This window comes from Paenisporosarcina sp. P5_A11 (assembly GCF_056400705.1).
This window is the reverse complement of record NZ_JBFUKT010000002.1, coordinates 145,569-158,357: the sequence shown is the minus strand read 5'-3', so window position 1 is coordinate 158,357 and position 12,789 is coordinate 145,569. Positions and strand designations below refer to the sequence as shown.

At 38.9% G+C, this 12,789-nt stretch carries 9 protein-coding genes; 3 read left to right on the top strand and 6 right to left on the bottom strand.

The features are described 5' to 3' along the window. Positions 1-1,867 (top strand): HelD family protein (locus tag AC1DOS_RS01670; RefSeq protein ID WP_477536164.1); only part of this gene is annotated, 1,867 nt, incomplete at its 5' end. A gap of 471 nt (positions 1,868-2,338) precedes the next feature. Here the strand turns inward: AC1DOS_RS01670 and AC1DOS_RS01665 are convergent. Next, positions 2,339-3,211 carry a GNAT family N-acetyltransferase gene (locus AC1DOS_RS01665; RefSeq protein WP_477536163.1) on the bottom strand — a complete coding sequence of 291 codons (873 nt, stop codon included), beginning with the start codon at positions 3,209-3,211 and terminating at the stop codon, positions 2,339-2,341. 121 nt (positions 3,212-3,332) lie between these two features. Between AC1DOS_RS01665 and AC1DOS_RS01660 the strand changes: the two genes are divergently transcribed. Further along, the gene (locus AC1DOS_RS01660) at positions 3,333-4,409 is read left to right on the top strand and encodes an acyltransferase family protein (RefSeq protein ID WP_477536162.1); all 1,077 of its coding nucleotides are present in this window, start codon (positions 3,333-3,335) and stop codon (positions 4,407-4,409) included. A gap of 37 nt (positions 4,410-4,446) precedes the next feature. Here AC1DOS_RS01660 and AC1DOS_RS01655 read toward each other — a convergent pair whose 3' ends face one another. From AC1DOS_RS01655 to AC1DOS_RS01645, 3 genes are all read right to left on the bottom strand, one after another. Continuing rightward, entirely contained in the window at positions 4,447-6,270 is a 1,824-nt protein-coding gene (locus AC1DOS_RS01655; RefSeq protein ID WP_477536161.1) for an ABC transporter ATP-binding protein, read from the bottom strand. Further along, on the bottom strand, positions 6,251-7,993 hold the full coding sequence (locus tag AC1DOS_RS01650) for an ABC transporter ATP-binding protein (RefSeq protein WP_477536160.1): 1,743 nt from the start codon (positions 7,991-7,993) through the stop codon (positions 6,251-6,253). The genes AC1DOS_RS01655 and AC1DOS_RS01650 overlap by 20 nt, the downstream gene beginning before the upstream one ends. A gap of 226 nt (positions 7,994-8,219) precedes the next feature. Next, entirely contained in the window at positions 8,220-9,125 is a 906-nt protein-coding gene (locus AC1DOS_RS01645) for a DMT family transporter (RefSeq protein WP_477536159.1), read from the bottom strand. Positions 9,126-9,332: 207 nt separating this feature from the next. Here AC1DOS_RS01645 and AC1DOS_RS01640 point away from each other — a divergent pair, with 207 nt between their 5' ends. Further along, positions 9,333-11,342, top strand: coding sequence for a sensor domain-containing protein (locus tag AC1DOS_RS01640; RefSeq protein WP_477536158.1), 2,010 nt, complete (start codon positions 9,333-9,335; stop codon positions 11,340-11,342). A 41-nt stretch (positions 11,343-11,383) separates the two neighbouring features. Here AC1DOS_RS01640 and AC1DOS_RS01635 read toward each other — a convergent pair whose 3' ends face one another. Further along, positions 11,384-11,842, bottom strand: coding sequence for a threonine/serine exporter family protein (locus tag AC1DOS_RS01635; RefSeq protein WP_477536157.1), 459 nt, complete (start codon positions 11,840-11,842; stop codon positions 11,384-11,386). Between the two features lie 13 nt (positions 11,843-11,855). After that, positions 11,856-12,602 (bottom strand): threonine/serine exporter family protein, encoded by a 747-nt coding sequence (locus AC1DOS_RS01630; RefSeq protein WP_477536156.1) that lies wholly within the window; start codon positions 12,600-12,602, stop codon positions 11,856-11,858. Positions 12,603-12,789: the final 187 nt, after the last annotated feature.

The following is a 12,789-nucleotide window of genomic DNA, read 5'->3' as shown; positions in this document are numbered from 1 at the left end:
GCGCTCACCCGTCGCGAATGTGTATTACGATGGACGCCTCGGTGATATTGAATATGATGTTCGAGAAGACACTTTTTCAGGACATCTATTTTCAAAGCGTCAATATACGATTGAACAAGGCGAGTTACAATCCGTTCGTGACATTGATTTAACGACCAATGATGAGCTACTGCAAGAAGCCCTATCTGGAAAAGCAGATGTCCGCTTAACTGAAATTGTATCGACCATTCAAGCAGAGCAAAATGAAATCATTCGTGCCCATTTAAAACAACCTATTCTTGTACAAGGTGCAGCTGGTAGTGGAAAAACGACGATTGCTCTCCATCGTATTTCGTATTTCCTCTATACGATGGGCGAACATTTTCCTGCTGAGAAATTAATGATTTTAGCTCCATCCAAATTGTTTATGGACTATATAGCGGATGTTTTACCAGAACTCGGGGTAAGCAAAATTTGCCAAACCACCTACGAAGAATATGTCTTACAAGCAACTAGTATTAAAGTGAAACTAAAAGATTCTAATTTGAAGTTAGCCTCTTTGACTGAACAAGATCAGCCAGACGAAATGATGCTGTGGCAATCTCAAATGAAAGGTTCACTTTTTTACAAAGAATTAATAGATGCCTTCCTCAAACAATACGAGAAATCGGTTGCAAATCAATTTGAAGATATTTTCATTGAAAGGTATAGAATTATGCACGGTTCAAGATTAAAAAAACTATTTCTTCATGACTTTGCATATATGCCGATAGAAAAACGATTAGAACGCATCAAAGTGATTTTACAATCTCACGTCCGTCAAAAGAAAAAAGAGATTCTCTTAATGTTAAATAAAAAATACGATGATGCACTAGATCGAGCATTAAATGGGATTCGTGATGCAGCAAAACGCAAATCGGAAGTAACGAAGTTTATTGATGAACGTGATCGGCGGATTCCCTTGATTGAAAGAGAATCAAAAACGACTGCTTCTTCTTATCTAAGACGATTTAAGAAGGCGAACATTAAAAAGATGTATCGTTCATTTGTAACGAATGAAAACTTAATTAACAATCATACACAGCACTGGTCTGCCGAACAAAGACTCGCTTTCCTTCAATCGAATTCAGTTGAATCGTGGGAAGTTGAAGATTTAGCACCTCTTTATTACATGCATGCTCGACTAAAAGGTATACCTGATGAATGGAAAATGCGTGTAGTTTTTATAGACGAAGTGCAAGATTACAGTATTTTTCAACTCGTTGCTTTGAAAGAAGGCTTAGAAACGGACATGTTCACGATGGTAGGCGACTTAGCGCAAGGTATACACAGTTACCGAGCACTTACTTCCTGGGATCCAGTCGTTGAATTATTCCCAAGAGCTACATATAAAACGCTTCAAAAAAGTTATCGGACGACCATTGAAATTATGGATATGGCCAACGGTATCTTGCAGCAAATGGATGAGGATTTACCTTTAGTTGAACCTGTTGTTCGTCATGGCAAAGACCCACAATTTTATGAAATGACGACACTGGATGGTCAACGAATCGTTACACTACTACAGGAAATACGTAGTCGTGGCCACCATTCTATTGCACTTATTTGCAAGACGACCACTGAAGCAAAGTCAATCGCCAGACAACTCGAAGATTTCCTTTCTATTCAATTGCTTAGTGATCATTCAGATATTGACCAGAAAAAGTTACTCATAGTTCCTAGTCATTTAGCAAAAGGCTTAGAGTTTGATGCGGTATTAATCGTAGCGCTTAATACACCTTTCCGACAACATTCAATCGACTGTAAGTTGCTGTACGTCGCCATGACAAGACCGATGCATGAACTGCACTTAATTGCACCGACACGCGATTACTTTTTATTGCCCTAAGATTGTTTCAGTTAACGTTTCTTCCATTGTGAAGAAACGTTTTTTGTTTTCGACCATTCAGAATGAGATTCCTCTCACTCAGTTTGTGTTTTCGAGCACTCACTGGAGGTTTCCGCCCACTCAACATGTATTTCCAACCACTCATTGGAGGTTTCCATCCATTCGCCTGGAGATGGACACCAATCCTCTCGAGGAAGACAGACTAACTTCAATCTAACTTTCCTTAATGATGTTTCTCCTACTCAATTTCAGTATTTCATCCTTCATTTTAATTTCCAACCACTCAGAGTTGGTTTCTTCTCACTCAGTTTGTGATTTCGAACACTCACTGGAGGTTTCTGACCACTCAACATGTGTTTCCAACCACTCACTGGAGGTTTCCATCCATTCGCCTGGAGATGAACACCAATCCTCTCGGAAAAGACACACATCGATTTACATGCTCACTACAGGAAAAACTCCCGCAACCTATCAAATGGTTGTGGGAGTTTTTACGTAATAATCAACTTGTAAAACTGGTTTAAATCCAGCTTTTTCATATACAGATAATGCTTTGTCATTGTCTATTTCGACATCTAGCATCACTTCTTCACTGCCTTTTCGGAATCCTTCTTCTTGGACAAAAGCTAGTAGCGCGGACCCTATACCTTGTCCTTGATGTGATGGATTCGTAGCTAATGCTGTTATCCATAGTGTGTCTCGTTCTTCAACAGCGGTAACTGTACCAACGACTTCCCCTTGCTTTTTGGCAACAAAGACATGTCTAGATGGATTTGACACATTAAACTCTATCATTGTGTGGACCTCATCTTCGGTGTCACCAAAAGCACTCATTAGGATTCGTGTTAGGTCTTGTCTTTCCGATGTGAATGGGACAATATCCACTTCTGGATTTAATGCGACTGTTCTATTTTCCGATTTTAATGTAGCTTCAGAAAAGTTCCATTCGTAGCCTTCTTTCAGTAAAAAAGCAGCGCCTGTATGTGATTCTTTAATAGTAAGAGCGAGTTCACTTTCACATCCGCGAACTTCAAAGTTTCGTTGTAATTCTAGTATTAACGCATGTCCGAGTCCTTGTCTTCGGAAATCATGATGTACTAGAGCACTCCATTCATACGAATGAATACCGATCATATCTACTGCTGTAATGACCCCTAATACCTCGTCACCCGCGTACGCAAGAACCGCGAAGCCCTTTGACAGTGGGTCTGTAATGACAGGAAGATTTAATACTTGATCATAATTAATGCTTTCTAATGCTTCACTTTTTCTAACTAATGCCTGAATTTCACTAGATGTTTCAACATCCAAAGGGAACGAAACTGTCAATATGGTAATGTCCACAAGTATTTCCACCTTTCTTTCATTGCTGTGTCTATTGTATTTCATTTCAGTAACAAGTGTTTATTTCCACTATTAAACGGATATATACTTACATCAGTTTGAATAATTGGAGGAGCTAGTCATGGAGAAAAAACGTTTATCTTGGGTGGACGTTACTAAAGGATTTCTTATGATTCTTGTCGTTATCGGTCACTACCCTGGGCAACTTGATTTCCCTCTTGCGAAATATATTTATTGGTTCCACATGCCTGCTTTCTTCATTTTGAGTGGGATGTTTTTTAAACCTATTTTAGAAAAAGGGCTTACAAGACAAGCCATACACAAACGCTTTATGCAGTTAATCGTACCATATTTATTTTTTCTTGTAACAATTACAGTGATTCGTTTCGGTATGGAAATTGGATCAGGAAATTTGGATGTTTCTTGGTATTTGAATGATTTATGGACACTAGTAATCGGAGGTCGCTTTGCACGAGGTGCTTATGGTGTATTCTGGTTCGTAACTACTTTGTTCTTTACTTACTTATTCTTTATTTGGATGACAAAATACTTTAATCGTGCAAAACAAATTGCGATATTGGTTGTCTTTTATCTGATTGCTCATTTAGAGAGTTTGTTTGTGATGCGAGTTGTCGGCGGTGCGCCTGATGAAGCTTCTCAAACAATCCCGATGATTTGGAATATAGACGTGGCACTTATGGCAGTTGTTTACTTCTCACTCGGATATTATATGAAAAACATTTGGCAGAATGTCACAAAACCTTGGTTAATTACTGGCTTGATTGTCAGTGGTACAGCTATTTCACTTGATTGGTTTAAAGTGATTGATTATCACTTAAGTATGAAATTCTTACGCTATGATCACCTCATATTAGATTTAGTTATTCCGCTGTCCATGACTCTAGTTTTTGTCGGGGTATTTCAGTTCATTGCATCACGTATGTCGTTAAAATGGTTACAGAAAATCGAAAAGCATTCCATTTCTATCATGTATCTACACATCTTTACTGATATTGTGTTAAACGATTACTTCAATTATGGCATCATTGGATTTACTGCCTTTGGATTAGTTGTTCCAATCGTTGCTTCAATCATCATCCAAAAGCTGGTTCCGCACGGCAAATTATTTCTTGGAGGATTTTCACCGAAAAAACGCAAAGCTCCTAAACCTACTACAACTAAACCACTCATTAACTAAAAGTAGCTGAACCTCGTTTTTGAGGCTCAGCTTCTTTTTATACTTTTGCTTCGTTCAACATCTGGTAATACAAACCTTTTTGGGTAATGAGTTCTTGTTGACTGCCTGATTCCATTAGTTGCCCTTGGTCCATAACATAGACGACGTCTGCTTGTCTGACCGTATTTAAACGATGGGCGATAACAAAACTTGTACGTCCTTCCATTAATCGTTCCAATGCTTCTTGTATCTTCATTTCTGTTACCGTATCGATGCTACTCGTTGCCTCATCTAATAATAAAATAACCGGGTCTGCAACGAGAGCTCGTGCGATTGATAGCAACTGTTTTTGTCCTTGACTGATTTCTCCACCGTCTGCGGTTAAAACGGTGTCATACCCTTCAGGCAATTTTTCAATAAAGTCATGGGCATTCGCTTGTTTTGCGGCGTCCATTATTTCTTCATCTGTTGCATTTAATCTACCGTAGCGAATGTTATCTTTTACAGTAGCTTCAAATAAAAATGGATCTTGTAGAACAAAAGCAATTTGACTACGTAAGGTCTGTCGAGGCAATTCATGTATAGGGATATCATCAATCCGAATTTGGCCTTCATTGGTTTCGTAAAAACGAGCGAGCAATTGCATAATGGTTGTTTTTCCTGCGCCTGTTGCGCCAACAAGTGCTGCAGTTTCGCCAGGTTTCAAGGTGAAGCTGACATTGCGAATGGTATGGTCATCATCTGATTGTTCGTATTTAAAGGACACCTTATCAAATTCAACTTTGCCTTTTAATACAGTGTTCTGTTCCGAAGTAGCTTCATCTTTTTCAATCTCTTCATCCATAATAGAGAATACTCGCTCCGCTCCAGCAATTGCTGATAACACCGTGTTAAATTGGTTGGCTAAATCGTTCAAAGGGCGTGTAAATTGACGCGCATACTCAGAGAATATGACAATGGTTCCGATTGTCACATGACCATATAACGCAAGCAAGCCCCCGACTCCTGCCACAATCGCAAAACTAGCGTTATTTAACATGTTCATAACTTTCGGGATGAAACCTGAATAAGTTAACGCCCAAAATCCTGTTCTTCGTAGACGTTCACTTTTCACAATAAATTCATCCGTTACCCTATCTTCTTGTGAAAAGGCTTTGACAATTCGTTGTCCTGAAATGGTTTCTTCAATCATTCCGTTTAAGTCACCAACTGCTTGTTGTTGTTCTTTAAAAAGTTTCCCCGTTCTTCTCGTAATCCAACGCATGGAGTAAAACATGATAGGAATGATGGTCATCGTCAAAAGCGTTAGCAGCGGGCTAAGCATAAGCATGACAATCACGGTTCCGGTTAACGTTAATATACTTGAGAACACTTGGATAAATGAACTATTTAACGTGGCACTGACATTTTCAATATCGTTTGTTACTCGGCTCATCAGTTCTCCATGTTGTCGTTTATCAAAAAATGACACGGATAATTTTTGGAAATGAGAGAATAAATTAGTTCTCATTCTGTAAATGGTTTGTTGGGCGATACCAATCATCCAATAGTTTTGCAAAAACATCGTCAGGGATAGGAAGAAATAGATCCCGATTAGCCAATAAATCATCGTTTGTAAGCCGACAAATTTACCTGGCACAATGTATTCGTCAATAATTTTACCGAGTAAGAATGGTCCAATCAGTGCTAGTGCTGAACTGACAAATACAAGTAAAAGGACGGTGACTAATAGAGCACGTTGCTCATCCACAAGGTGCCAAATGCGTTTTAACACCCCCTGCCAATCCCCAGCGCGTTCCCCTTTTTTCTTTTTCACAGGAGTAATATCTTCTTTTGTCAAAACAGGCTCGTAGCCGAATGGTTTAAATGGAATCTGTCTCATGCGCAGACACCTCCTGTTCTTGTTGAGACTCTGCAATTTGACGATATAAATCGGAAGTGTGGAGTAATTCTTCATGCGAGCCATAAGCAGCGATTTCACCATTGTCTAGTAACAACACTCGGTCGGCACCTTTTGCTGTCCGAATCTTTTGAGTCACAACAAGCATTGTAGCTTCTTCTTTATCCAATGCTTCCCATAGCGCCGCTTCGGTCTTCACATCTAAAGCACTTGTACTGTCATCGAGCAATAAGATTTCCGGTTTTCGCACCAATGCCCGAGCGATTGATAGTCGTTGTTTTTGCCCACCAGATAAATTCACACCTTTTTGTCCTACTCGTGTGTCATATCCTTTTGCGAACTGTTCGATTGATGTATGGATTTGAGCTTGTTTAGCAGCATGTTGCAATTCCTCAGTTGATGCCTCGATTTTACCCCATGCTAAGTTTTGATAAATGCTCCCTGTAAATAACAGTGACTGTTGAGGAACAAGTCCAATGGCTTGCCTTAACTGATCCAACGACCACTTTTTTACGTCTTTCCCATCTACTTTTACTGAACCAGCAGAAGCTTCAAAGAACCGAGGTATGAGTTGCAACAAAGTGGATTTCCCGGCTCCGGTAGCGCCCATGATAGCTAGTTTTTCGCCCGATTTAACGTCAAATGAGATATTTTTCAACACTGGTTCTGGCGAATTAGGGTAGGAGAACGTAACATTATGAAAGCTGATTTCACCTTCAGCAGCACCGAGCATTTTCCCTGTCTCTTCATCCCGTTCAAGTCCTTTATTGACCAGTAATACTTCTTCCATACGTTCAGCAGAAGCTTTTGCACGTGCAATGGCCATAATGATAAAGGAGAACATAGAGAAAGCGCCTGTCATACGCAGAGCATAGTTGACGATTGCTACTAACTCACCAATTTGAGCATTGTTTGATTTGATTTCAGATGCACCAAACCATAATACGGCAAGTAAACTGATGTTCATGACTAACAATAATAATGGCAAAATGATTTCCATGACTCGTAGGGCTTTCACTGTATCCATTTTCAACAAGTTGGATACTTTTTCGAAACGCGACGACTCAAACTGACCGCGTAGATAAGCTTTGACTAACCGGACCGCTTGTAAATTTTCTTGAAGCACTCGGTTCACACGATCAAGTCGAACTTGAACTAACGCAAAGTAGCTAACACCTTTCTTAACCATGAAATATAAGAAAAAGATGAGGAACGGAGCTCCAATAACCAAGAAAATAGCGAGGTACGCATTGACGATAAACGCCATAATCACACTGCCAATAACGAGTAATGGGGCGCGTAACATGATGCGTAAACTCATAAAGAGCACGTTTTGAACCATTGTTACATCGCTCGTTAATCTAGTGATTAAACCAGCTGTTGGAAATTTCGTGAACGTAGCTACAGTAAACTGTTGCACTTGTTTAAACAAAGCAGTTCTTACATCAAAACCAAAACTTTGTGACGCATGTGAAGCAAAGAAAGAGTTCGTAGCTCCGGATAAGAAGGCTATAATGGCCATAAGCATCATGACCCCTCCCCACGTCCAAATAACAGACACATCTCCTTTCATGATGCCATCATCAATAATTTTTGCGATGATGAGTGGTTGAATAAGCTCGACGGAAAGCTCAATTAGCATTAGGAAAAGAGCGATAGCAATTGGCCATTTATATGGTTTAACATAGGAAAATACGGTTTTCACGTGATGCCCTCCTGAAACTTCTTCGTTAAACGAATTAATAATCTGATTGTTCACTATTATGCCACAACGAGAGCGTTAAAGGTATCATTCGTTTTGCTGAAATGTTCTTGATAAGGAAAATTCTTGGGGTCGTGAATTTAGTTGTAATTAAAATAGCACTTTATCTGATTTGGGAAATAACCATCACAAAAAAACACCTATTCCTGAAAGAATAGGCGTCACATGTTTAACTAACCTTTTGTTTCTTCTCTCCAGCAATGGATAACCAAGTAACGCATACTAACATTACGAGTGCGCCAACTAGTTGCCATTTACCTAGCACTTGTTGCAGCCAAATTACTGATATCACCATCGCGGTTAGTGGCTCCATGCTCGATAAAATGCTTGTTTCAATCGCACTTATGTATCTCATACTGCTCAAGAATAAAACAAATGCCACTGTCCCAATAACAATGACTGTTAATAATAGAATCGATAATTTCCAGTTTAATAAAAGGGACCATTCGTCTGATTGCCACACTCGAGTTATAATCCCTAATACCGCTCCACCTATAAGCATGGACCAGCCGACTACTAACAATACTCCCCACTCTTTCATAAGAGACCCTGGGTACAATGTGTAAAATGCGAAACTTAAACCGACAGCAATTCCCCACACAAGCGCTACTGGACTCAACAATAGATTAGTGAAAGATCCGTTTGTTAATAACAAAAACAGGCCGAACAATGTGCCAATAATTCCAAACAACTGATACATAGGTGGCCATTTCTTTAAGCCCCATGACACGAAAATCACAACGAAAATTGGTGCTAGAAACTGAAGCAATGTGGCTACTACTGCATCGCTTGCTTCAATTGCAGCTACGAATGCATATTGAACTCCTAGCATACCAAATAATGCGAAGATGATTAGTTTTCTGAACCAATACGAATGATGCCATATAGGCTTTAAAGGTGTACCTTTTATTTTCAAAAATGCAAGTAAACCAAATCCTGCAACAAGGAGTCTAATCGTTAACATAAATGGAACAGATAACTCGGAGTTCGATAATATCCATTCTATTAATGGACCCGTGGCCCCCCACAACATTGCCCCTGAAATGATTAACACAATTCCTTTTGCTCGAATCATTTACGCACCCACTTTTCTACTAAACTCATTTCATCTTACTATTCTTCTGAATGAATTCAATGTACAATTTACGAACATTTCATTACCAGTAAAATCAAAAGTTGGTAATCTTCTTTATTTTTCAGAATAAACATTTTTTATTTTGGTGACTTGATGTTAAGATTTCTCTATAATGGAAGATAGATTAAATACAAGGAGTCCTGCGAAATGAAAGGTATGCAACAACTATTGGAGAGCGGCAGCAGTGTATTAGATCACGTTTCTCTTCCAATGATGCTGACTGCTAAGGACGCAACGGTACTTTGGTGGAATGAAGTGGCTGAGAGAACATTTGGCTATTCTGCTGATGAAATCATTGGTAAATTTTATCCTTTCAAAGACGAAGAACGTTCAGCTATCGATCCATCAACTTGGAATCAAGTACTTAATAGTAATGAATCTATTCGATTTGCAAATTTCATTCTTCCATCCAAACAGGGAGAATCTTTCCACACATCGGCTGTTTTACATTCGATGGCTATCGGCAAGGAACAGTATGTAATGTTTGCGTTTGAAGTTGACAACATACAAAGGAAAGATCAAACAAAAATAGAGCAAGAGTTAGCGAGTTTTAAGGTGGGACTAGAAGAAACATTTATGGTCACCTATTTAGATAAGGATGGCTTAATTACATATGCAAATCCGTTATTTTTAAAATCAAGTAAATGGACGCCTAAACGTGTAATTGGCAAGACATTTTGGCAGCTTTTCCCTGAAGAGTCTGCTGAAACATTGGTTAACCAAATTTGGTATGAGTTACAAAGTAATCGCGTATGGCAAGGATCTGTTGAAAAACTAACCAAAGATGGTGAAACTTATTGGGTTGATATGACGGCCATTCCAGTGCTAACAACAAGTGATGACCCTATATACTTCACCATTTTAGAAAAAGACATTACTGAAAAGAAACGTCTGCAAATGCATCTGGAGCAGATTGCCTATGTAGATCCTGAAACAGGGTTAATGAATAGGCATCGTCTAGAAAATATCGTCTCAAGTTTAATTGCTGAACAACGACATTTTTCTTTTATATTTTTAGATATTGATAAGTTTTACACTTTAAAAGACATGCATGATGAAGAGTCAGAAACGACGTTATTACTTGAATTTGCAAAGCGTCTTAAAATGTATTTTCAGGATAGTGACATCGCGCGAGTTGGTGAAGATGAATTTGTAGTATTGACTCCACTTAGCGATTGGTTTATCCAAGGATTTCTAAGCTATTTGAAACAACATCCGATATACATTCGCAATAAAGCCATTCCAATTTCGATTAGTGGTGGTATTACACGAGTTCCTGAGGATCAATCGACTTTTTCACATCTGATGAAAGCTTCGAAGGCAACTATTTATAAAGTAAAACAAGAAGGCGGCGGGAATATTGTCAGCCTGTCAAAAGCAAATCATGTCGCTTTAAGTAAAAAAGCCATGATTGAAAAACGACTAATTGAAGCATTACATCAAAAGGATTTATCAGTTATGTATCAACCTCAAGTTGATTTATCTACTGGTAAAATAGATGCTGTAGAAGCTTTAGTCCGCTGGGAAGACGCTGTACTTGGCACTGTTTCACCAAATGAACTAATTCCTATTGCAGAAGAAACAGGAATGATTCATGATATCGGAAGCTTTATGTTAGAAAAAGCCTGTGAACAAGCTGCTAAATGGGCGAAAAGCGGAAATCCTATGAAAGTCAGTGTGAACTCCTCTATTCGCGAGTTTCGTGATAAGAATATGGTGAAAAAAATTCGTCAAACATTAGAGAAATTCGACTGCCCTGCTCACCTTCTGCAAATTGAAATTACAGAAAAATTCGCACTAGAAGCAGAGTCTGAACAATCGATTATTCGGCAGATGTTACAACTCCAAGCAGATGGAATTGTATTTGTTCTCGATGATTTCGGGACAGGATATGCTTCGTTCCGTTACATGCAATTATTACCGATTACTGAACTTAAAATTGATCAATCATTTATCTCCGGTATTTTGAAACAAGAAAAACTGCAAAAACTTGTTTATGGAATGATTCAATTTGGTAAATCGATGAAAATACGCGTATTAGCTGAAGGCGTAGAAACTAAAGAACAATACGATTTGTTAAATAAGCTTGGTTGCGACGCAATTCAAGGATTCTTTGTTAGCCATCCAGTACCTGCTAGTGAAATTGAAAAACTCTAGGAAGTACGCATTAGACATATGAACATAAAAAAGACGACTCCTCAAGTTATATGAGTAGCCGTCTTTCTTTTGCGTAAATATCTAAAAATCAATTGCATCAAAACTTCTGCAAATACCAATCCCATGGCAATGGCACCCGACGTCATGAATGCCTTTGACGCAAATCCAATAGCTGTTAAATAGTCATTTTCAACAATGTTGCGCATCGCATTATAAGCGAGACCACCTGGCACTAACAAAATGATTCCTGGTACACTGAAAATAATCATCGGCATTCTAAACCGCTTAGATAAAATATGTGCAGCTAGTGCCACCATGAATGCACCTGCGAATGATGCTTGAACGGAATCGCCTGACACTAATGTARAGCCACTAAAAATGAGCCATCCACTCATCCCAACCACTCCACAAGCCACGAGTTTTTTCCTCGGTGCATTAAAAATAATGGCAAATGAGATGGCGATGATGAAACTTAAAATCCCTTGAACAATCCAAGTCATGTTGTCACTCCTCCTAAAATGATAGTACGAGTGCAACACCTGCACCAATTGCAAAAGCTGTTAATAACGCTTCTGCACCTTTCGATACGCCTGATACAAAGTGTCCGGCCATAAGATCCCGAACTGCATTGGTAATCAGTAACCCTGGTACCAAGGGCATAACACCACTTATAATAATGGTGTTTAAATCTGTTCCCAAATTCCCTAAAATAGCAAGAAAAGCAATGCTTCCAACTACCGAGGCTGCAATAAACTCCGCAAAAAATTTAACGCGTGTTAATTCGTGAATTAATGTAACCACAACAAATCCCGTACCGCCAGCAATTGTTGCCGCAGGTACATCCCACCACGTACCTTTGAATAATATGAGGAAGGAACCACTTGCGACAGCAGCAGCAATTAACTGCCAGATAAAAGGAAACATCAAGTTAGCACTAGCAACTCTCTGCAATTCTTCATACGCTTCTTCTATAGTAAGTTCGTTTGTAGTTAGTCTTCTTGATACTTGATTAACTAATGCGATTTTCTCTAAATCTGTCCAACGTTCTTTGATAGACATCATCCGTGTCGATCCGTCTTTTCCAAGTGAAAACATGATGCCTGTGGGCGTTACAAAGCTTTGTGTACCAATTAGGCCTTGAGAGATTGCCATACGTGTCATCGTATCCTCAACACGGTAGGTCTCAGCACCACTTTCAATCATCAGTCGACCTGCAAGCAGACAACAATCAATTGCCAAATCATTCTTCTCATTTAGCACGTATTTGTCCACTCCTCTCACATATCACCTTTGCACAATCTTAACTAAATTCAGCACAAATAACAAATATTGTTTGAAATTATTATTCTAATCAAAACCTATGGTATGTAAGGTATTCATTGATTACCACTTAGAGAAATAAGACTGAACATACGTACATTTACTACTATTCAACCTTGCAGTTGAA